Origin of the sequence: Aeromonas mytilicola subsp. aquatica (genome assembly GCF_044336385.1) — a bacterium.
GTDB lineage: Bacteria > Pseudomonadota > Gammaproteobacteria > Enterobacterales > Aeromonadaceae > Aeromonas > Aeromonas rivipollensis.
The window spans coordinates 1,218,378-1,239,891 of the sequence record NZ_CP172298.1 but is presented as its reverse complement, the minus strand read 5'-3'; the positions used below and the strand labels follow the sequence as shown (position 1 = coordinate 1,239,891).

General features: G+C 59.3%; 15 protein-coding genes. 9 read left to right on the top strand and 6 right to left on the bottom strand.

Features of this window, described 5'->3' with window-relative positions:
• Positions 1 to 17: 17 nt before the first annotated feature.
• From ACFWHB_RS05915 to ACFWHB_RS05905, 3 genes are all read left to right on the top strand, one after another.
• Positions 18 to 1,613 carry a hypothetical protein gene (locus tag ACFWHB_RS05915; protein WP_395949655.1) on the top strand — a complete coding sequence of 532 codons (1,596 nt, stop codon included), beginning with the start codon at positions 18 to 20 and terminating at the stop codon, positions 1,611 to 1,613.
• A gap of 2 nt (positions 1,614 to 1,615) precedes the next feature.
• A complete protein-coding gene (locus tag ACFWHB_RS05910; RefSeq protein ID WP_303808667.1) occupies positions 1,616 to 2,449 on the top strand; it encodes a hypothetical protein in 834 nt (277 codons plus the stop codon).
• Between the two features lie 544 nt (positions 2,450 to 2,993).
• Complete coding sequence (locus ACFWHB_RS05905; protein ID WP_395949654.1) at positions 2,994 to 4,751, top strand: hypothetical protein; 1,758 nt, start codon at positions 2,994 to 2,996, stop codon at positions 4,749 to 4,751.
• Positions 4,752 to 4,820: 69 nt separating this feature from the next.
• On the opposite strand, the gene ACFWHB_RS05900 is transcribed toward ACFWHB_RS05905, so the two are convergent.
• From ACFWHB_RS05900 to ACFWHB_RS05885, 4 genes are all read right to left on the bottom strand, one after another.
• Positions 4,821 to 7,259, bottom strand: coding sequence for a YgiQ family radical SAM protein (locus ACFWHB_RS05900; RefSeq protein WP_395949653.1), 2,439 nt, complete (start codon positions 7,257 to 7,259; stop codon positions 4,821 to 4,823).
• A gap of 101 nt (positions 7,260 to 7,360) precedes the next feature.
• Positions 7,361 to 7,732 (bottom strand): hypothetical protein, encoded by a 372-nt coding sequence (locus ACFWHB_RS05895; RefSeq protein ID WP_163136619.1) that lies wholly within the window; start codon positions 7,730 to 7,732, stop codon positions 7,361 to 7,363.
• Positions 7,733 to 7,826: 94 nt separating this feature from the next.
• Positions 7,827 to 10,964 carry an efflux RND transporter permease subunit gene (locus ACFWHB_RS05890; RefSeq protein ID WP_395949652.1) on the bottom strand — a complete coding sequence of 1,046 codons (3,138 nt, stop codon included), beginning with the start codon at positions 10,962 to 10,964 and terminating at the stop codon, positions 7,827 to 7,829.
• Entirely contained in the window at positions 10,964 to 12,016 is a 1,053-nt protein-coding gene (locus ACFWHB_RS05885; protein ID WP_234571167.1) for an efflux RND transporter periplasmic adaptor subunit, read from the bottom strand. Before ACFWHB_RS05885 ends, ACFWHB_RS05890 begins: the two co-directional genes overlap by 1 nt.
• Before the next feature lie 210 nt (positions 12,017 to 12,226).
• On the opposite strand from ACFWHB_RS05885, the gene ACFWHB_RS05880 reads away from it, so the two are divergent.
• Positions 12,227 to 13,783 (top strand): sensor domain-containing diguanylate cyclase, encoded by a 1,557-nt coding sequence (locus tag ACFWHB_RS05880; RefSeq protein WP_106886143.1) that lies wholly within the window; start codon positions 12,227 to 12,229, stop codon positions 13,781 to 13,783.
• 33 nt (positions 13,784 to 13,816) lie between these two features.
• Entirely contained in the window at positions 13,817 to 14,680 is an 864-nt protein-coding gene (locus ACFWHB_RS05875) for a patatin-like phospholipase family protein (protein ID WP_163136605.1), read from the top strand.
• Positions 14,681 to 14,748: 68 nt separating this feature from the next.
• Here the strand turns inward: ACFWHB_RS05875 and ACFWHB_RS05870 are convergent, their stop codons facing one another.
• On the bottom strand, positions 14,749 to 16,110 hold the full coding sequence (locus ACFWHB_RS05870; protein ID WP_163153459.1) for a sodium-dependent transporter: 1,362 nt from the start codon (positions 16,108 to 16,110) through the stop codon (positions 14,749 to 14,751).
• Between the two features lie 195 nt (positions 16,111 to 16,305).
• Complete coding sequence (locus ACFWHB_RS05865; protein WP_005298604.1) at positions 16,306 to 16,572, bottom strand: helix-turn-helix domain-containing protein; 267 nt, start codon at positions 16,570 to 16,572, stop codon at positions 16,306 to 16,308.
• Positions 16,573 to 16,830: 258 nt separating this feature from the next.
• Between ACFWHB_RS05865 and ACFWHB_RS05860 the strand changes: the two genes are divergently transcribed.
• The 4 genes from ACFWHB_RS05860 to ACFWHB_RS05845 all read left to right on the top strand — a co-directional run bounded on the left by ACFWHB_RS05860 (position 16,831) and on the right by ACFWHB_RS05845 (position 21,493).
• Complete coding sequence (locus ACFWHB_RS05860) at positions 16,831 to 17,424, top strand: hypothetical protein (protein ID WP_395949651.1); 594 nt, start codon at positions 16,831 to 16,833, stop codon at positions 17,422 to 17,424.
• A gap of 308 nt (positions 17,425 to 17,732) precedes the next feature.
• A complete protein-coding gene (ompA, locus tag ACFWHB_RS05855; RefSeq protein WP_025327822.1) occupies positions 17,733 to 18,752 on the top strand; it encodes a porin OmpA in 1,020 nt (339 codons plus the stop codon).
• Between the two features lie 424 nt (positions 18,753 to 19,176).
• Positions 19,177 to 20,175 (top strand): porin OmpA, encoded by a 999-nt coding sequence (gene ompA, locus ACFWHB_RS05850; protein ID WP_106886139.1) that lies wholly within the window; start codon positions 19,177 to 19,179, stop codon positions 20,173 to 20,175.
• A gap of 244 nt (positions 20,176 to 20,419) precedes the next feature.
• Entirely contained in the window at positions 20,420 to 21,493 is a 1,074-nt protein-coding gene (locus ACFWHB_RS05845) for an OmpA family protein (protein WP_106886138.1), read from the top strand.
• Positions 21,494 to 21,514: the final 21 nt, after the last annotated feature.

Genomic DNA, 21,514 nt, shown 5'->3' with positions numbered 1-21,514 from the left:
GAAAACGGAGAAACTTAGTGGAAGACTTTTCTTTGGCAGCGCTCAAAGCGCTGATCCTCGCCAACCAGATGCTGACCGTTGGCATTATTTCATTCCTCATCAGCGCCGTTGTTGTGTGGCGGCATTGGGAGAATGTCTCCTACTTCCTGATCCGGGTATGGCACAGCCTGCCTCTGATCGGCACTGTGGCTCGCCTCGCGCGCAAGCCCGCCTCGGTCGATGGTGATGGCTGGATCAACCATGAAGTGACCCTGTCGAATGTGTACTACCGCGAGTACAAGAAACACCTGAAAGGGCCGGATGCCTACAATGCCTCCCTCGACTACCTGGCCAAGGCAGGAGAGGCAGGTCGCTCCCCGCGCCCGGCATGGGTGCTGGCCCTGGTGCTGGTACTGGTGCTGGTCGAGGCAATGGGGTTTGCCTACGTGCTCGCAGGCTGGATGAACATGGATGCGTCAACCAATGACCGCCATCTGCTGACGGCAGGTACGGCACTGCTGCTCGCCGTCGCATCGGCGTTCTTCGCCGAAGTGGCCGGTCACTCCCTGCATCACAACAGCCTGATCGCCCGCGCCCGCCACTGGTGGCAAGGGGAAGAGCCTTCCAAACGCTCTCGTACCCTCAAGGCAAACAAGGCCATCAACCTGGAAGACTCCTTCTCGGACTCTGACAAACCCGACTATGAACAGCTGCTGGCACGACTGAAAGACGTGAACTCGGGGGTTACCCGCAAGTTTGTCTGGCTAATTGTCTGCGCTGTATTTGTCGCCTGCATGGCCGTTGGTGCCTTCGTGGTCCGTTCAGCCACCCTCGACAGCATAGAGACCGAGATGGTGAACAGCATGCGTGCAGAGGCGACGGCACAGAGTGACAGCAGCATGGCGTCCCCCTTTGATCTGCCGGAGGAGTCCCAGGCAATCAACAGCGAGGCGGAAGAGGCCACCATAGACGACAAGATGCAGGCCATCCGTGAGGCCAGCCTGACCACCTACGTCATGCTGTCGCTCATCTACATCGCCATCCAGGGGATCAGCATCTGGCTTGCCAGCAAATACTACTTTGCCGGTACCCACTCACAGACTGCCTGGCGTCTGACTCACGAATACGCGACCGCCGAAGAGATGCTGGACGCCATGGACCAGCAACGCACCGCCATTGCCAGTCATGCCGATGACAAGCTCCGCCGCTTGCAGACCCTGTTGTCGAGCCGTGACCATACCAACTCAGGTGTGCTGGGTGCGCTGGAAGGGGAAAAGTCCGCCCATCGTAACTTCCTGGCCTTTATCGAGTACAAAGCGGGCACTGTGCCACCCAAGCCCGCCCCTCAGGCGGCGCCTCAGGCAGCACAGACTGTGCAAGCCGAGCCGGCGCCTGCCGTGCAACCGGCAGTTGCTCAGGCAGAGGCGGCGCTCCCGTCCACCACAGATGCCCCCGGCCAGGCCGGCACTGTCGTCAAGGCCGCCGATTTCCATGATGTCACTGGCCTGCCCGAAGAGAGCCTGGCCGCGGCCAGTCGCGCACTGGGGGTGGACGAAGCGCAGTTGCGCGATATCCGTGAACAGCAGATGGCCCTCAAGACCCTGGGCCTCTTCCCCATCAAGCAGAGTGCCTAACCGTGAAGATCACCCAGGTATTACTACTGGCGTTGACGCTGCCTTGCGCAGCCTTGGCCGCCGACCGCAACGACATACAGAGCTGCTATGAGCGCAATGGCCTGACCGACATCAAGCCTGCGGGCACAGGCCGTGAGCTGGTGGTCATCATAGACCAGACCATTCCGATGCCCGACGATCTGCAACGCAGCAGTTGGGGGCAGATCGAACGGTTCGTGCAGGCCGGAGATCGCGTCAAGCTCTATACCTTCTCCGCCTTCTTGCCTGGCGAATACCTTCGCCTGGCCTACGCGGGGCAACTGGATATGCCGCTGAACGGAGAGATCCGGGACGATGTCAACATGCGCAAATTGCGCAGTCTGGACAGCTGCCTGGCGACACAAACGAAAGTCTTTCGTAACGGCTTTGGCAAACAGTTCGTGAAAGCGCTGCGTGATGCCCGCCAAGACATCCCCAAGAGCGAGATCATGAACTCGCTGCGAAAGGTGGGTGAGGATATGAAGGCCGAGCAAGGCGTCAACGATAGGGTCGTGTTCCTTATTTCGGACATGCTGGAACACTCCGATTACACCAGCTTCTATGCCACCAACAAGATCAAGCAGCTCAATGTCGGTGACGAGCTCAAACAGGCCAAGAGCAAGGGGCTGTTTGCCGATCTGCAAGGGGCTCGCGTCTATGTCACGGGGGCCGGACTGGTTACCGACGCGGTGAAACACGCCTATCGTTCCGGCAAGACCATGGATGCCCTCGGTGACTTCTGGTCACAGTACTTCGAGCACTCCCATGCCAGCCTGGTGAACTTCGGTGCCCCCAGCCTGAGCACGGATCTGCAATAAGAGTGACATTCAAGGGTGAGCCTCGCGGCTCCCATCCAATGACACAAGGGCGACCAACTGGTCGCCCTTGTTATTTCCATCGCTGCCCAGATCAGAGATATCGGCGAGCCAGCCGCCTGGCATCAGGTTTGAGCATGTGAGCAAGAGGTGGTACCCCATATTTTCCGACTCTCGCAAAAGCTCCGCAAGGGAAGCCATCATCCACCCCCTTCCCCATAGGCCGAACACGATAGCCAACCACACCAGCTTGCCTGCCTTAATCGCACCTGCTTAAACACATTGATGACGCAGTTCAAAAAACGATGATTTCCTGATGGTTACCTCCGTTTTATGCTCGCTGGCCCAGCTTCATTTGACTTACCATAGCCATCCAGAACCTGTTGAACTGCGATGGGTTACTGCCAGCGCGGGTCAAGGGAGCATATTGGAAGCTGCAATCCACGGGCGGTAGCGTGGGATTGGTGGCGTTACTCCTTGCTCAGAAAGGTGGATGTCCCAGATTTATTACCAGATTTATTTATCACTCTAGCCATAATAGATAAACATGAAAAAAGAAAATCCTGTTAGAACCTTAGTAACTACTATTTTCGAGAAAAAATTACAAGCCGTAGTAACTGATATAGGTGCGAACTCCGATACTCTTCACATGTTAGGTGAAGCTGCAGAGTTTATGTATAGACAAAATCGCTTCAAAGAAGGAGAACACATTAGAACCGCAAGTGAACTTCTTGTTCCTCTTCTATTAAAAGAGTATAAACACAATGTTCTCCCCCAAAAAAAATACACCCCTTTAGATTACATAGAGCTATTTGACTTCCTGAGAACATTCTTAACTTTAAGAGATACAATATTTTACTCATTTGACAACGATGTAGCCGTAACATGGAATATAGAGCATAATAACATCAAGGTTATTTTAAATGATGATTCAATTTTACGCCAATATGCTTCGGAGGCGATGACTTTTGGTCTTAATTCACGAGACACGCCTTACGATTCAGTACATGATTGTCCAGAAAAATTACTCAGAGGTACTAACCATTTCGATTTTTCTGATGCAAATGTAGAAAAAGCCTTTGCTACAATAGACAAAATTGTTGATTGGAAAATACAGTTCTATTTTTCTTATATACCAGAAGATAGCGATGTCATGCTTGATGGATATAAGTACTCTATATTCATTGGAGTTTACAAATCGCTGTTAGCACTAGCATTATATGAACGCTATTTTTCTAAAGCAAATGATGTTTCTGGAGTCATCACCTATAGAGAAGATGAACTTTTGGGGCAAGCTATGCAGCAGTATCCAGAAGAAAAAGAAGAGTTATTAATAAAAATATTCAGAGACATATCTAAGTCATCTAGATCTACCTTCAACTATATCTCACAAGAAAATTTGTACATGTTGAACCCTACTTGTTTTTCATTAGTAGATGGCATCACAAATATGCTAAGGCTCTTCGCTAAGACTGATCCAGATGGTTTCTCAAATAATATTTCTGGAATAATGGGTAAGGGGTTGGTTGAGGAAATTAAATCAAAGTTAGAACAATACCCATATTACAAAGTACATAGTGATGTGAAACTTGATAAATTTGACCCGAAACTCCCAGACATCGATTTATTAGCGATATCTTATGAGCCATCACTTGGGTTTCACGTTTTTGTTGGAGAAGTGAAAAACAATTTACCTGCCGTCTGGGGCAGAGACTATCTCAAAGCAAGTGGGGTAAAAGGATTCATTACAAAAGCTATATCGCAGATAGAGATTATAAATAATTTCTTAAAAACACATGATGGATTAGCGTTCATTCATGAGCTCTCTACCAAAGCATTCCCTCAACTAAACATAGAACTTTTATTCCCTCATGGAATATGTGTCGTTGTCGACACAATAATAATATCATCTCAAAGCACAGGTATGTTTTTCCCAGAAAACACGATCCCAATAATAGATGGAGATACATTGGGTCACATCATTGATGAAAGTGATGGTGATACAAACTACATTCTTTTCCACCTAAAAGGACATAGTGAATTTATTGATGCGTGTACCAAACGTGGCACTGACAAAATTTCAGTCGGTGACTATACAATAGAATATGACACTATTTCTATGGAGAAGATTTATGGCCTCGGAAGAAATGAGTTTGTGTCAGTTGGAGCCATTGAAGAGCTTGAGAAAGCATCTTTGGATTCTGGATACACTATGGCTGGTGCATTCAGACATCTAGGTAATGAAGAATATTTCATGAATGCCGATGATATACCACAAAACATGTCTCTATTCGTTATCCACTAAGAACTGATTTGCTCCCCAGGCGACCAAATGGTCGCCTTTTTATTTCTATTGCTTTCCAATCAGGAAAACTCACCGAGCCGGTCGCTTGGCTGCCCCGCCTTTTGCGGCAGGCTTGCCGCCTTGGGTTGTAGGTTTGGCACCCGGCTTGGCAGAGCCTGCACGGGTCGGGGCCTTGCCCTTATGGGCGGGTTTGCCAGCCGGTTTGCCTTGAGCTGCCCCTTGAGCAGCGGGCTTGCCGTTGCCAGACCCTTTGCTGAGCTGGGAGCCTACCGGCTTGCCATTACCCGCCTTGCCGCCCTTGCTGGCGGCAGGGGTGTCGCTGCGAGGCTTGCCTTGGGCGGCGGCGGCCCCTTGCGCGCCTGCCCCCTTACCGCCAGTGGCCTTGTTGCCAGCCCCATTGCTGCGCTGATGGGTGATGGCGCTATGGCGGGTCAGGGCCGGTTTCAGCCCCTTGTTGATGCTGCGCTCGGCCTTGGCTTCGCCGCGCCCTTCCGGCGGCACCAGGCAGTTGGGGCCGTTGCCGATCAGGTGACCCTTGCCCATCTCGAGCAGGGCTTCGCGGATCATGGGCCAGCCGGCCGGATCGTGGTAACGCAGCAGCGCCTTGTGCAGGCGGCGACGACGCTCTCCTTTCACCACGAACACATCCCCACCCTGGCGGCTCACCTTGTTGAGGGGGTTTTTCTCCGTGTAGTACATGGTGGTGGCGTTGGCGAGCGGCGACGGGTAGAAGTTCTGCACCTGATCCAGCTTGAAGCTGTTGGTCTTGACCCAGAGCGCCATGTTCACCATGTCTTCATCCGTGGTGCCCGGGTGGGCCGAGATGAAGTAGGGGATCAGGTACTGCTGCTTGCCCGCCTCTTTGGAATACTTGTCGAACAGCTCCTTGAAGCTGTAGTAGCTGCCCATGCCCGGCTTCATCATCTTGGAGAGCGGGCCCTCTTCGGTGTGCTCGGGTGCGATCTTGAGGTAGCCGCCGACGTGGTACTTGGCCAGCTCCTTGATGTAGCGCGGATCTTCCACCGCTATGTCGTAGCGCACCCCGGAGGCGATCAGTATCTTCTTGATCCCCTTCACATCCCGCGCCTTGCGATAGAGATCTATGGTCGGGGTATGGTCGGTGTCCATGTGCGGGCATATGGTCGGCCAGACGCAGGAGGCGCGGCGACAGGTCTGCTCGGCTTTGGGGCTCTTGCAGCGCAGCTTGTACATGTTGGCGGTGGGGCCGCCGAGATCCGAGATGACGCCGGTGAAGCCCGGCACCTTGTCGCGGATCTCTTCGATTTCTTTGATGATCGACTCTTCCGAGCGGCTCTGGATGATGCGCCCCTCGTGCTCTGTGATGGAGCAGAAGGAGCAACCGCCGAAGCAGCCACGCATGATGTTGACCGAGGTCTTGATCATCTCGTAGGCCGGGATCTTCTCCTTGCCATAAGCCGGGTGCGGCACCCGCTGGTACGGCAGGCCGAACACCCCGTCCATCTCATCGGTTTCCAGCGGGAAGGCGGGCGGGTTGACCCAGATGATGCGATCGCCGTGGGCCTGGGAGAGCGCGCGGGCACAGCCCGGGTTGGTCTCATGGTGCAGGATGCGCGACGCATGGGCGTAGAGCACCTTGTCTTCCTTCACCCGCTCGAACGCCGGCAGCTTGACGTAGGTCTTCTCCCACGGCTTCTGCTTGGGCGGCTGCACCAGCACCGGCTTGGCCTCCTGTTCCACCGGCGCAGTGCCTTCGTCATCCGAGCAGGGCGCCCCTTCCATATAGGGGTTCATGATGGGATCGATGCGGCCAATCTGATCCAGCTTGCTCGAATCCACCCCGCGCCAGCCCGGCAGCGGCTCCTTGCGGATCACGGCGGTGCCGCGAATGTCCTGCATGGTGTCGATGGTCTCGCCGTTGGCGATGCGGTGCGCCACCTCGATGAGGGGCCGCTCGGCGTTGCCATAGATGAGGATGTCGGCCTTGGCGTCCAGCAGTATGGAGCGACGTATGGTCTCGGACCAGTAGTCGTAGTGGGCGATACGGCGCAGCGATGCCTCTATGCCGCCGATGACCACGGGCACCTCTTTGAAAGCTTCTTTACAGCGCTGGGTGTAGACCAGGGTGGCTCTGTCCGGCCGCTTGCCGCCCACATCCCCGGGAGTGTAGGCGTCGTCGTGGCGCAGCTTCTTGTCGGAGGTGTAGCGGTTGATCATGGAGTCCATGTTGCCCGCGGTCACCCCGTAGAAGAGGTTCGGCTTGCCCAGGCGCATGAAGTCATCCTTGGATGACCAGTCCGGCTGGGCGATGATACCGACCCGAAAGCCCTGGGACTCCAGCATGCGGCCGATAACCGCCATGCCGAAGCTCGGGTGATCCACATAGGCGTCACCGGTCACTAGGACTATGTCACAGCTGTCCCAGCCGAGCTTGTCCATCTCCGCTCTGGACATGGGCAGGAAGGGCGCAGTGCCGTAGCACTCGGCCCAGTAGCGGGGATAGGAGAAAAGGTGGGTAACCGGCTGCATTTTGAACACCTGGAACAATTCGGGTCGCGCATTATACCGGCAGAGCAAGGCGGGGGCGATGGCTTTTTGCCCCCATAGAACAAGGGGAGAAGCGGCCGCCCTCAGAGAGAGGGGCGGGCCGGCATAAACCTGTGGTGGTGGCGCAGCAGCAGCTGATAGCCGCCGAGCAGGCACCAGATGAAGGCTGGCGCCAGGAAGATGGGGTGAGTGGCGAGGCGCAGCATCAACAGGCCCAGCAGGATGAGGGCGAAAGGGCGACTCTCGTAGAGCCACTGCGGCCAACCTCGCCGCCGCGGCTGGCGCGACTTGTCTGGCCTGCGATGGGCACTTCGCCTGAACCAGGCGAGCGACCCGGCCAGATAGAAGGCCAGCCCGGCCAGCAGCAGCGCAGGCTGCCCGGCAAGGCTCAACAGCAGCAAGCCGCTGCCCAGATAGAGAAAAGGCAACGGCTCGTAGATGGCGGATGGCAGCATGAAGGATGACCCCTGTGGGAACTGGTCATATGCTAACCAGCCCGGCCTAGGCCGCCACCTCTTTTGCATCCCGCCCCCCGGATGGGGGGCAGGATCAGGCCGCCGGCTTGTCCCGGCTCTCGGGGGCGGCCTCGCTGACCCGGGCGTTCCCCTCGGCCAGCGCCTCGTCCACCAGCAGATCCCGCGCCCCCGTCATCCCCGCCCGTCTGGCGATCAGGTGATAGATGGCCGGCACTATCAGCAGGGTGACCAGGGTCGCGAGCGACAACCCGAAGAAGACCACGGTCCCCACAGCCATCCGGCTCTCATACCCCGCCCCCATGGAGACCATCAGGGGCACTGCGCCTATGATGGCGGTGAGTGAGGTCATCAGGATGGGCCGCAGACGGCGCACCGAGGCGGCTATGATGGCCTCCTCGAAGGATTCCCCCCGCTGGCGCAGCTGGTTGATGAACTCCACTATGAGGATGCCGTTCTTGGTCACCATGCCGATCAGCATGATCATCCCTATCTGGCTGTAGATGCTCAGCTCCTGTCCCGTCAGCCAGAGGCCGAGCAGGCCGCCGAAGATGCCAAGCGGCACAGTCACCATCACCACGGTCGGGGTCAGCAGGCTCTCGAACTGCGCCACCAGCACCAGGTAGACCACCAGCAGGGCGAGGCCGAACACCATCACCATCTCCCCCTGGTTGTCGCGATAATCCTTGGACTCACCGGCGTAATCCACCGTCATGCCGCTCGGCAGATGCTCCCCTGCCCAGCCATCGAGGAAGTCGAGCGCCTCCCCCAGGGTGTGGCCGGGGGCCACGTCTGCGGTCAGGGCAATCGCCTTCTGACGCTGGTAGTGGTTGAGCCGCTGCGGGCTCGCCACCTGAGTGACCGTGGCCAGGGTGGAGAGGCTCACCATCTCCCCATTGGCGGCCTTGAGATAGATGCGGCTGACGTCCGAGATGCCATTGAACTGGGTCTGGTTGGCCCTCAGGTAGACGTCATACTCCTCCCCCCTGTCCACATAGGTGGTCTGGCTGACGCCGCCGAGCAGGGCCTGCAGGGAGCTGGCTACTGTGGAGACAGGAATGCCGAGCTGGCTGGCCCGCTCCCGCTCTATGGTCACCTGCAGCTCCGGGGTCTTCTCGGCGTAGTCGAGATCCGGGGTCAACATCAATCCGCTCTGGCCGGCGGCCTGTTGCAGCGCCAGCCCCTGCTGATAGAGCTCCGCATAGTCGGAGCCCTGCAGCACAAACTGCACAGCGGCGGTGGAGCCTCCCCTGAATCCTGGCTGGAAGGTGCGGATCATCACATCCGGAATACCAGCCAACCGCCCGCTCAAGCTACGGCCAAACTCGGTGGCGGTCTCGTCCCGCACCGCCCAGTCGGTGAGCTGTATGATGACCATGCCGGTCTGATCGCCGCCGCGCCCGAAGGCCGGGGTGCTGAAACTCATGGCCTGCACCACCCCCTTGCCGAGCAGCGGCATGATGGCTGCCTCCACCTGCTGCATGTTGCGCTTCATCCGCTCTATGCTGGTGCCCTCTGCCCCTTTCACGAACACATAGATGACACCCCGGTCTTCGGTCGGGGTCAGGCTGGCGGGCAGCTTGCCAAACAGGACACCTATGCCCCCAAGGCAGAGCAGCAGCACCAGCGGCATCCAGACGGAGCGGCGCAGCACCCAGCCCAGCAACCGGCGATACTGTGTCTCCACCCGGCCAAGGCCCCGATCCAGCGCCGCCGTCAGGGCATTGGGCTTGTCGACGGCACGCATCAGCCAGGAGCCCATGGCCGGGGTCAGGGTGAGCGCCACCAGGGAGGAGAAGAGCACGGCTAGCGATAGCAGGATCGCAAACTCGGTAAAGAGTCGCCCGACCATGCCCTCCATGAAGGCGATGGGAACGAACACCATCACCAGCACGGCGGTGGTGGCCACCACGGCAAAGCCCACCTCCCGGGTGCCGTGCCAAGCCGCCATCAGGGGAGATTCACCCCGCTGCAGGTGGTGGTGGATGTTCTCCACCACCACTATGGCGTCGTCCACCACCAGGCCGATGGCGAGAATGAGCGCCAGCAGGGTGATGAGGTTGATGGAAAAACCGAGATACCAGGCGCCGATGAAGGCCGAAATGAGCGACACCGGCACAGTGATGGCGGGGATCAGGGTGGTGCGCGCCTGCCCCAGGAAGAGGTAGAGCACGGCCACCACCAGCAGGGCGCAGATGGCGAGGGTCTCGTACACCTCGTCGATGGCCTGCTTGATGAAGACGGTGGAGTCGTAGTCCACCTCCAGGGTGGCCCCCGCTGGCAGGAAGCGCTGCATCTCTGTCATCTTGCGCTCTATGCCCTGGGCCACCGCCAGTGGGTTGGCGGTGGATTGCGCGACTATGCCAATGCCTAAGCTCTCGCGGCCGTTGCGCTGATAGGCGCTGTCTTCATTCTTGGCCCCCACCTCAACATCGGCGATGTCCGCCAGGTAGATGCTCTGGCCATTGACGGCCGTCTTCACCGGCAAGCCGCGAAAATCCTCGGCGCTGTGGTAGAGGCGGGCTATCTGCACCGCCATCGTCATGCTGTTGTTGCGGATCTCCCCCCCGGGCAGCTCTATGTTCTCCCGCTTGAGGGCATCCTGCACATCGGCCACCGTGATGCCGCGAGCCGCCATGTCGGCGGGGCGCAGCCTCACATACATCACCTGAGTCAAGTCACCTGAGAGGGACACCTCGCTCACCCCGTCCACCAGGCTCAAGGAGTCGACCAGCATGCGGTTGACGTAGTCTGTCATGGCGGTGCGGTCCATCTGGGTGCTGCTGAAGTTGAGCCAGATAGCCACATCGCCGTTGCCGTTGTCCTTGGTGACCATGGGCTCGTCCGCCTCGTCCGGGAGCTTGGGCCGGGCGCGGGAGATGGCGTCACGCACATCCGAGGTGCCCTCCAGCATGTTCCAGCCGAGCTTGAACTCCACAGTGATGGAGGATCGCCCCTTGCGGGTCACCGAGTTGATGTTCTTGATGCCGCTGATGCCGGAGAGCTGATCCTCGATGGGCTTGGTGACCTGGCTCTCCATCACCTCGGGGGCCGCCCCCTCATAGGTGGTGGTGATGGAGACGGACGGCGTCTGCACGTCCGGCATCTCCCGCACCGTCAACTTGGCGAAGGCCACCAGGCCGAACACGGTGAGCAGGGCACTGATGACGACCGCCACCAGGGGGCGGCGCACTGACATATCGGAGAGCCACATCAGCCTTTTACCTCGGTCAGATCGCGGACCAGGGCGCCGTCACGCAGGTTGACCAGCCCCTCCACCGCGATGCGATCGCCGACGTTCAGCCCCTTGAGCACCCACACTTCCTCGCCATGGGTATCGCCAAGCTCCACCGGAATGCGTTTCACCCGGCCGTCCGCCTCCAGGCGGTAGACGAAGCGAAGCTCCCCCGCATACTCCACCGACTGGGCGGGGATCAGGGTCATCTTCTGGGCAGGCAGGGAAAGATCTACATTCATCAGCATGCCGGGCCTCAGTTGGCCGCCGGGGTTGGGAAGTATGACCCGCGCCTTGATGTTCTGGGTATCGTTGGACACCCGACTGTCGAGGGTCTCCAGCACGCCGGAGAAGGATTGATCCGGCCAGGCAGAGCTGGTGGCCGTCACCGTCATGCCGGGTTTGAGGAGGGAGAGGTAGCGCTCCGGCACCGCCAGATCGAGCCGCAATCTGGCCAGCTCGTCCAGGTGAAGCAGCACGTCGCCGCTGTTGACCAGGGCCCCTTCGCTGAGATCGATCAGGCTGACGGTGCCGTCGAAAGGGGCCGCCAGGGTACGCAATGACAACTCATAGCGCGCCGCGTCGACCCTGGCCTGAGCCTGGGCCACTGTCGCCTCCTGCCCTTCCAGCTCCGAGGTGGTGATGGCTCCGCGCGCCACCAGGCGGCGCATGTCCCGCAGCTTGCGGCTCTCGTCGCGCACGCTGGCACTCTGCTCGGCAAGTTCAGCCTGCTGCTTGCCCGCATCCAGGGCGATCAGGGTTTCCCCCTGCTTGACCCGCTGACCGGAGCGCACCGCAATCCTGACGATGCGACCCGTGACCTCGGGGCTGACCACCACGGAGCGATTGGCCGCCAGCTTGCTGACCAGCTTGATGGAGGGCTCTGCCAGGCTCTGCCTGACCGTTTCCGCCCTGATGTTGACCTGTCTGGGCTCGGGCTTGCTGACCGGTTTGGCCTGCCGGAAATACCAGGTGCCGGCTCCCAGCAGCAGGAGAAGAGGAACAAGCCACAGCCATACGCGCATTTTCATCAAACAATCCATGCAAGGTAAGAGATAAGGAGAAGAGGGAACTTCATCAATGATGGCATCATGTTACCCCCTGACTATGCCGTGACTATGTATAAATGTGACAAAACGTAACAGCCCGGGGGATAGATCATCAAAATCACATCCAGTTGAGACTGCGCTTTTTTTCTGCCTTACACTGATGTGCCGCTCCCGTCATCTTCCCGGTGCCCCATGCCCACATTGCCCCATGCCTTTGCCAAATATCGGTTGCAGTGGCTGCTGCTGGGACTGAGCATGCTGTTGCTGCTGCTCGCCCTGCAGCACGCCTTGCGCCAGATCACCGAGCTGAACAGGCGTGACGTCATCAATGCCGCGGCCCAGCTCAGCAGCCAGCACCAGAGGATGGAGGCCTTTCTCGAGGCCATGCGCGGCCAGGCCGAAGAGCGGCTGCGCAGCAACCCCCAGTCGGCCCTCTCTCGCCAGCTTTATCCGGCGCTACAAGCCGATTCGAGCGGCAACCTCAGCCTGGATCGCATCCCCGTCGATCTGCCCCCCGCCCTCATCGGCAACCTGACCGGGCTGGGCCCCTTGCCCGCCCCGGGCAGCGAACGGGAGGCCAGAATACACCTGGCGCTCAGCCTCTCTCCCCTGCTCGCGACCGCCAGCAAGCTGCTGGACAAGGCCGTGGCCTGGATCTATTTCACCAGCACCGACAACTTCATCTATCTCTACCCCTGGGTGCCCTCCAATCAATTTCGTTTCGACCCCGGCATCTACCACAAGTCTTACTGGCAGGAGGCACTGACCCGCCACCCGCCCGCCGAGCACGCCACGTTGTCGCGCCCCTATCAGGATTTTGCCGGCAAAGGACAGATGATCACCCTGTCCCAGCCCATCACCCAGATCGGGCAGATCATAGGCCTGCTCAGCATCGACATAGAGATAGCGACCCTGGAGCAGACCCTGCGCCGACTCTCCCCCCAGAGCGGCACTCTGTTTCTGGTCAATCAGCACCGGCAGATCCTGGCCAGCAGCCAGTCCGGCACGGCGCCGCCCCTGAAACAGGAGGCATCACGGGCGGATTATCACTGGCAGCAGGGCGCCTTCCAGCTCGTCCATCCCGTCCCGGACACGCCGCTCATCCTGATCCACCGCATCGCGCTGCTGCCCCTGCTCGAGATGCTGCTGTGGCAATCGGCGACGGCGCTGCTCACCCTGCTCTGTCTGGTGGTGGCCATCTTCTCCAGCCTGCGATCCCGCCGTCTCAATCGTCGGTTGAACTACCTCTCCAGCCATGACGCGCTGACCGGCGCCTTCAACCGCCACCACTTCGATGCCTTCGAGCGCCGCCACATACTGGCGGGCAGCCGCCACATAGGCGCCATCATGTTCGACTGCGATCACTTCAAGCTGGTCAACGATCGCTTCGGTCACGGGGTGGGGGATCAGGTGCTGATCCGTCTGGTTCAGCTCTGCCAGCCTCTGCAGGACCTGGGCTGCACCCTGATCCGCTGGGGCGGCGAGGAGTTTCTGCTGCTGGTCACAGGCAAGGATCTCCCCCTGGCTCAGCTTGCCGAACAGCTGCGGCTGCGCATTGCGGAACACGACTGGACCGAGATAGCCCCCGAACTGAGGGTGACCGTCAGCCTGGGCCATTGCCGCCAGGGCCCCGACGTTCGCTTGCAGGAAGTCATTCGCCGTGCCGATATTGCCCTCTATCAGGCCAAGGCCAATGGCCGCAATCGCAGCGAAGGCTGGCAGGGTGACGCACAGGAGAAGCAGGAGTAAGCTGGAACCCCAACTCACAACAGGAGACGCACAGTGGCACGAAAACCCCGCCTGGGCCTGGCCCTTGGCAGCGGCGCCGCCCGCGGATGGGCGCACATCGGCATCATACGGGCGCTGGAGCGCCTCGGTGTCAAACCGGATCTGGTGGCCGGCTGCTCCATCGGCAGTTTCGTCGGTGCCGCCTATGCCGCCGGCGAGCTGGACAAACTGGAGTCCTGGGTGCGCGGCTTCAGCCGCTTGCAGGTGATGGGGTTGCTCGATCCCGCCCTCTCCGGCGGCCTGTTCCGCGGTGACAAGGTGTTTGGCATCGCCGCCAACCACCTCGGCGATCCCGCCATCGAGAGCCTGCCGCTGCCCTTCGCCTGCGTCGCCACCGAGCTCGATACCGGCCGCGAGATCTGGCTGCAAGAGGGGCCCCTGCGCCAGTGCGTGCGCGCCTCCTGCGGCATGCCCGGCATTCTGACCCCGACCCGGGTTGATGATCGCTGGCTGGTGGATGGCGCCGTGGTCAACCCGGTCCCCATCTCCCTGGCCCGGGCCATGGGGGCAGAGGTGGTGATCGCCGTCAATCTCAACACCGACCTGCATCAGCCCTGGACAGACGAGCCGGACGAACCCGCCCCGGGAGGGATATTCAGCCAGTGGCTCGGCCGGGGAGAACCCAGCACCCCCGGCATGTGGGGGGTGATGACAGGCTCCATCAACATCATGCAGGAGCGGATCACCCGTGCCCGCATGGCCGGGGATCCCCCCGAGATCCAGCTCTGTCCGCGCCTTGGCAGCCTCTCCATCATGGACTTCCACCGCGCCAGCGATGCCATCAACGAGGGGGAGGCTTGCGTCGAGCGCAACCTGGACCAGCTCAAGGAAGAGCTCTCCCGACTCGGCCTACTCTGACGGCGCCATCGGGACACGCCAATGAAAAAGAGCGCCATAAGGCGCTCTTTTGCTGTCCGGACCCCGGGTCAGAACAGCCCCAGCCCCTTGAGCATGACGATCAGGATGAGCGGCGGCGACACGTAACGGATGATGAAGAACAGCGGCTTGAGGATGGCCAACTCCAACTCGCCCCCATTGGTCAGCGCCGTCTTCATCCGCTCGAAGCCCCAGACCCAGCCCACGAAGAGGCAGAGGAAGATACCGCCAAGGGGCATCAACACGTTGGAAGAGACGAAGTCGAACAGATCGAAGAAGGTCTTGCCCGCTATCTGCACGTCCGCCAACGTGCTGTTGGAGAGCGCACAGGTCGATCCGACCGCCCCCAGCACCAGCAGGTTGATCAGGGTCGCCCTTCTTCGGCTCATGTGGAAACGCTCGGAGAGCACCGAGACCGGCACTTCCAGAATGGAGAGCATGGCCCCCGTTGCCGCTATGGCGGAGAGCACGAAGAAGAGCACCATGAAGAGGTGACCGAACGGTATGCTGGCAAACACCGCCGGAATGGTGATGAACAGCAGGGAGGGACCGGCGGTCGGCTCGAAACCGAAGGCAAACACCGCCGGGAAGATGGCGATCCCCGCCAGCATGGAGACGAATAGATCGGCGCACATCACCCGGACAGTGGTGAGCGGTATGTGCTGATCGTCCCGAAAGTAGCTGCCATAGGTCATCATGCAGCCCATGCCGATGGAGAGCTTGAAGAAGGCCAGCCCCATGGCCGTCAGCACCACGCCGGCGGTGACCTTGGAAAAATCAGGGGAGAACAGGAAATGCAGCCCCTCGCTCGCCCCGGGCAAGGTCAGACTGCGCACCCCGATCACCAGCAGCAGGATGAAGAGCACCGGCATCAGTCGCTTGGTGACGGCCTCTATCCCCTTCGACACCCCCATCAGCAATATGCCCCCCATCAGTGCCAGCACCAGCCACTGCCACAGCAGGCTCTGCAAGGGATCCGTGATGAGCGAATTGAAGGCCGCGCCCGTGACGGCGGGATCGGTCGAGAGGATCTCGCCGCTGGCCGCCTTGAAGATGTAGGCAAACACCCAGGCCGCCACTTCGGAGTAAAACGACATGATGAGGAAGGCCGCCGTCACCCCCATGGCCGCGATCAGCCACCAGGGTTGCCCCTTGGGCGCCAGCTTGATGAGCCCGCTCACCGCATCGGATTTTGCCTGACGCCCCAGCATGATCTCCGAGATCATCACCGGCAGCCCCACCAGCAGGGTGGCGATGACATAAACCAGCAGAAAACCGGCGCCCCCGTTTTCCCCGGTCAGATAGGGAAATTTCCAGATGTTGCCAAGGCCGACCGCCGAGCCCAGGGTCGCGGCAAGCACGCCGAAGGTGCTGGTAAAGCCATCTCTGGCTTTGGGAAGGGTATTGCTCATGCGTGTCTCGCTTTGTGGATCAAGGGCCTGAAATTAAAGGGTCGGAATTTTCCGGGGATTAATCCAGCTTGCCAAGGTGATTTAGTTGAAATCGCCACATGAAGCACACAACGCACTCTTTATTTAAATAAATGCCTGTTTTGACAAATAAAAAATGCCGCCTCGAGGGCGGCATTTTTATCAAGGCTCAGGCAATCAAGCCTTGGCAATATCGTCCGGACCGATCTGACCGATTTCGGCGACTTTCTTGTCGGCCAGCAGCCAGAGGGTGAACTTGTGCAGTTCCGGGTGATGAGCCAGGGCGACCAGGAAGGCGCCTCCAACTTCACGGTAACCCAGTTCATAGTTCTTCAGGGTAGTCGGGGGGACGCCCAGCAGATCGGCAAACTTGGGACGGCTCAGGCCAACCGCTTCGCGGATCTGACGGATCTTCTTGCCAACAGTTACGATATTTGAATTCATGTGTTCCATACTCCGTTCGGCGGATTCACTCCACCTTTATTTTTCGCGACGACTCGTAGTCAAGTGTATCAGTTTTGAACGGACTCGTTATGGTCGAGCCTCTATCTTTAATAAGCGTCTTTCGACGACAACCCTAACAAACCTCGGGGATGGTAATCGCAGAGTCGCTTCAGGTAAACAGTCTCGAAGAGAAACCTTTATTGTTGCCACGGCCATAACTCGTATAATTCGCCGGTTATCCCTTAAAGAGTATTCAGCATGGCATTTCCCGGCATCATCTCCCGACTTCATCCGGATTCAGACCCGGATGCCCTCCCCCGTCAGCTCCGTCAGAGTCAGCAAACCCGGGCCGAGGCACTCTGGCTGCCCGCCGCCATGCAGAGCGAGGCCGCATCCGTACTGGCTTCCCTCCCGGACAAGTGCAGCCTCTATCTCGAGCAAGCTACCCCGTTGCCCCTGCGCAGCCACGACGGCGTCCTGCAGCAAGATGGCAGCCTGTTGCTTGGCAATGGTAACCACATGACGCTGGCGACGGAGAAAGGGGATGGTGGACTGGTGCCCGAGCAGGGCCTGCAGGAGATGGCCCAGTGGCTGGAAGCGGGCCATCAACATTTCATCTGTTCAGCCGCGATTCAGCCGGTGGCCAGGGCCATCCTCAATATCTGGCCCCTGGACCCCTATCTCGCCCGTCATTTTTTACTCGGCTTCACACCCTTGCTGTGCGAAGCAACCGAGGCCGACTATCTCGCGGTTTTTGCGGCCAGGGACGCCATCGCGACCCCGCAGCACGCTTGGGTTGAGGCCTATATGAAGCTTGAGCGAAAGCTGCATCGCGCCTACTTGGATCACTAATAAATCCAGATAAACAGCCAGTTATCCATACGACACAATCTGCCCCACAGATTATCTGTGAGCTTGATCATGTTTTGAAATGAGCATAAAGTGCGCCACGTCATCGGAATGACATCGGCTGTTCGTGGCGAAGTATGCGCTCTCGATAGTGCAACTCGCTCACTTGTGCACCCAGATAACGTGCCTCCTGGATGGATCTAGGATCCCTGCTCGGCGCAACCCTTGTTGCCCGGCAGAGCCAGCAGCTTACATAAATTACAAAGTGCGAAGCACGTGAACAACGTGCCATCTCAACGAGGATTAATTTTATGATGAAAATGGCTCCTTCCCTGATCGCCATCGCCATGGCTGCCATGGGTGCAACTGCTGCACACGCCGCTGATGATATCTACTTCGGTGCCGGTGTCGGTGCAACTCACTTCAACGGTCTGAACAAGATCGAAGGCGTGAACGCTGGTGAAGAAGACGCGGCTGCTGCCAATGCCTTCGTCGGTTACAACTTCAACGAGTACTTCGGTTCCGAGCTGGGCTACCAGTACACCGGCCGTGGTAACACCGATGGCAACCGTTACGAGAGCCAGGGTGCCACCCTGTCCGGTATCGCTCGTCTGCCGCTGGGCAACGACTTCTCCCTGTTCGGTGAAGCTGGCGCCTACTGGGGCCACACCGACGGTATGGGCACCAGCGATACCAAGGTATCCCCGCTGGCCGGTGCCGGTGTGACCTACAAGGTCAACGACGCGCTGGATCTGCAAGCTCGTTACCGCTACATGTGGGACGTGGCTGACCTGCACGCCGACAACGTACGCTACAAGTCCAACCAGAGCGTTGCGACCCTGGAAGCCGTTTACCACCCGTTCCGTACTTCCTACGTAGCACCGGCTCCGGCTCCTGTTGTTGAAGAAGCTCCGGCTCCTGCTCCGCAGATCGTTGAGAAGAACTTCGCCCTGAACTCCGACGTGCTGTTTGCCTTTGGCAAAGACAGCCTGAAGGCCGAAGGCGTGGAAGCCCTGAACGCCCTGTACCAGCAGATCGTTGAGTTCCAGCCGAAAGACGGTAACGCCGTTGTTGTTGGTTACACCGACCGTATCGGTTCCGACGCTTACAACCAGAAGCTGTCTGAAGCCCGTGCCCGCACCGTTGCCAACTTCCTGGTCAGCAAGGGTATGGCTGCCAGCAAGGTTGCCATCGAAGGTCGTGGCGAAGCCAACCCGGTTACCGGCACCAAGTGCAACGGCGTAACCGCCAAGGCTCAGCTGATCTCCTGCCTGGCCCCGGACCGTCGCGTAGAAGTGCGCGTATCCGGCGTACAGGAAGTTCAGCAGTAATCTGATTCACTCAGATAACGCAAAAAGGGGATGCCACGGCATCCCCTTTTGCATGTCTGTCGCCTCAAACGTCACCCTCTGTCTCATCACGCTGTACCTGCCCCCCTCTCTGCTCAGGCCCCGCCCCCGTCGCGCCACCATAGTAGCTGCATATCTGTGCAGAAACTTGATCAAGCCGATTCAAAAGAATACAGTAGCTGCGCTTGTAAGACATTGGATGAACTATTAAAAGTGCCCATTGCCCGGTTAGTTGTCCATGGAGAAACAGCTTCATGAGAATCCAGGTTACCATCCATTTTTTATTCAAGCCGTCCGTGACCAGGTCACGGAATCGCAACATGACAACATGAAGTGTCATCTGCGATCGGTATAACAAAGAGTGCGCAGTACGCCCATAGCACGGCAACTCAACGAGGATAAAATGATGAAAATGAAAATGGCTCCAACCCTGATTGCTCTGGCTATTGCAGCCATGGGAACCTCCACCGCCCAAGCGGCCGATGACTGGTACACAGGTATGGGTGCAGGTTGGGCTTATGGCCATGACCTGGACTCCTTCGGTCTGGATGCTGACAAGGACGCCACCGCGATCTCCCTGTTCGGCGGTTACAACTTCAACGATTACTACGCGGCCGAGCTCGGCTACCTCTACGCCGGCAAGGGTGGCGTCGATGGCGTCGACTTCAAGACACAAGGCGCGACCCTGTCCGGTCTTGCCCGTCTGCCGCTGGGTGACATCTTCTCCGTGTTCGCCGAAGGCGGTGCCTACTTCAACCATGTCAACGGCAATGGCGAGAGCGACAACGGCACCTCGCCCCTGGCCGGTCTGGGTCTGACCGCCAAGGTCTCCGACCTCATCGATCTGCAGGCCCGCTACCGCTACATCTGGGATCTGGGTGACGAGCAGAAGACCTGGAAAACCGACATGAGCGTCGCGACCCTAGAACTGGTGATGCACCCGAACCGCACCTCCTATGTGGCACCTGTGGTCGCCCCCGTGGTCGCCGAGCCCGAGCCTGTCATGGTCGACAAGAACTTCTCCCTGAGCTCTGACGTGCTGTTTGCCTTCGGCAAATCCACCCTGAAGCCGGAAGGTACTGCCGCCCTCAACACCCTGTATCAGCAGATTGTTGACGTTCAGCCGAAAGATGGCAGCGCCGTGGTGGTAGGTTATACCGACCGCATCGGTTCTGACGCCTACAACCAGAAGCTGTCCGAAGCCCGTGCCCGCACCGTGGCCGACTTCCTGGTCGGCAAGGGTCTGCCGGCAGGCAAGGTCGCCATCGAAGGCCATGGCGAAGCCAATCCGGTCACCGGCACCCAGTGTGACGGCGTCAAGGGCAAGAACGAGCTGATCGCCTGCCTGGCGCCGGATCGTCGCGTCGAAGTGCGCGTCACCGGCGTGCAGGAAGTCAAACAGTAAGTTCAGCTGCATGCGGTCAATCCGCACCTGAAAAAAAAGGGGCCGTACGGCCCCTTTTTTTGTTGTCCTCCCCGCCAGCCAGGGGCGGTGTCCAAGGCACCACTCTTGCCTGCTTCCTCACAAATTCTCCATATAGATGCGCCACTTAAGTGGTTAAACCTCTCATATCGCCTATACATAATGGTGGCTATACATAGCAAAGGGCTGGGAGCCCTATAACACCCAACATCGACGAGGATACGCGATGAACATAAGACTGAAACCCGTGTGGATTGCATTGGCATTGGCGGCGAGTGGCGCCCAGGCGGCGCCTGTTCACGACTGGTATATAGGGGCTGGGGGAGGCTGGGCCATTGCCCACGACATCAATGATTTCAGTCAGGATGTCGACAAGGACGCCACCGCCATCGACGCCTTTGTCGGCTACAACTTCACCGAGAACCTGGGCGCCGAACTCGGCTATCTGTCGACCGGTGACTGGGACATCGCCGGCAACGACTTCAACAGTCAGGGTGCCACCCTGTCGGTGATAGGCAGACTGCCCCTTGGCGACATCTTCTCGGTGTTCGCCGAAGGTGGCGGCTATCTCTACCACGTCGACTCCGTCAACGGCGGCGATGACAACCTGGCCCCCCTGGCGGGTCTGGGGCTGACCGCCAGGCTCACCGACTGGGTCGACATCCAGGCGCGCTACCGCTATCTGGTGCGGGTCGGGGACGATCCTGACAACGACAAGCTGGGCAGCGGCACCCAGCGCTGGGTCAGCGACATCAGCACCGCCACCATAGAGCTGGTGCTGCACCCCAACCGCACCGTGGCCGCCGTGCCGGTGGCCGCCCCCCTGGTGGTGACCCCGCCGCCGCCCGAGCCGGTGGATCAGACCTTCAACCTGAGTTCGGACGTGCTGTTTGCCTTTGGCAAGGCCGAGCTCAAGCCGGAAGGCATGGCCGCCCTGGACGACCTCTACCAGCAGATAGTCGACGTCAAGCCCAAGGATGGCAACGCCGTGGTGATGGGCTATACCGACCGCATCGGCTCGGATGCCAACAACCTGACGCTGTCCGAGGCCCGCGCCAGCACGGTCGCCAACTTCCTGATCGGCAAGGGCCTGCCCGCCGACAAGGTGAGCATCCAGGGCAATGGCGAGAGCAATCCGGTCACCGGCACCCAGTGCGATGACGTCAAGGCGAGAGCCGCCCTCATCGACTGCCTGGCCCCGGATCGCCGGGTCGAGATCCGGGTGACCGGCGTGCAGGCCGCCGCACCAGCGGCCACCGAGCCCGCGGCCGAACCCGCTGCCGAGCAACCGGCACAATAACCCCTCATCCGCCTCTGCCGT

Coding starts and splice junctions, on each gene's coding strand:
- ACFWHB_RS05905 (WP_395949654.1), top strand. CDS start 2,994: ATGAAAAAAGAAAATCCTGTTAGAACCTTAGTAACTACTATTTTCGAG.
- ACFWHB_RS05900 (WP_395949653.1), bottom strand. CDS start 7,259: ATGCAGCCGGTTACCCACCTTTTCTCCTATCCCCGCTACTGGGCCGAG.
- ACFWHB_RS05895 (WP_163136619.1), bottom strand. CDS start 7,732: ATGCTGCCATCCGCCATCTACGAGCCGTTGCCTTTTCTCTATCTGGGC.
- ACFWHB_RS05890 (WP_395949652.1), bottom strand. CDS start 10,964: ATGTGGCTCTCCGATATGTCAGTGCGCCGCCCCCTGGTGGCGGTCGTC.
- ACFWHB_RS05885 (WP_234571167.1), bottom strand. CDS start 12,016: ATGAAAATGCGCGTATGGCTGTGGCTTGTTCCTCTTCTCCTGCTGCTG.
- ACFWHB_RS05880 (WP_106886143.1), top strand. CDS start 12,227: ATGCCCACATTGCCCCATGCCTTTGCCAAATATCGGTTGCAGTGGCTG.
- ACFWHB_RS05870 (WP_163153459.1), bottom strand. CDS start 16,110: ATGAGCAATACCCTTCCCAAAGCCAGAGATGGCTTTACCAGCACCTTC.
- ACFWHB_RS05865 (WP_005298604.1), bottom strand. CDS start 16,572: ATGAATTCAAATATCGTAACTGTTGGCAAGAAGATCCGTCAGATCCGC.
- ACFWHB_RS05860 (WP_395949651.1), top strand. CDS start 16,831: ATGGCATTTCCCGGCATCATCTCCCGACTTCATCCGGATTCAGACCCG.
- ompA (WP_025327822.1), top strand. CDS start 17,733: ATGATGAAAATGGCTCCTTCCCTGATCGCCATCGCCATGGCTGCCATG.
- ompA (WP_106886139.1), top strand. CDS start 19,177: ATGAAAATGAAAATGGCTCCAACCCTGATTGCTCTGGCTATTGCAGCC.
- ACFWHB_RS05845 (WP_106886138.1), top strand. CDS start 20,420: ATGAACATAAGACTGAAACCCGTGTGGATTGCATTGGCATTGGCGGCG.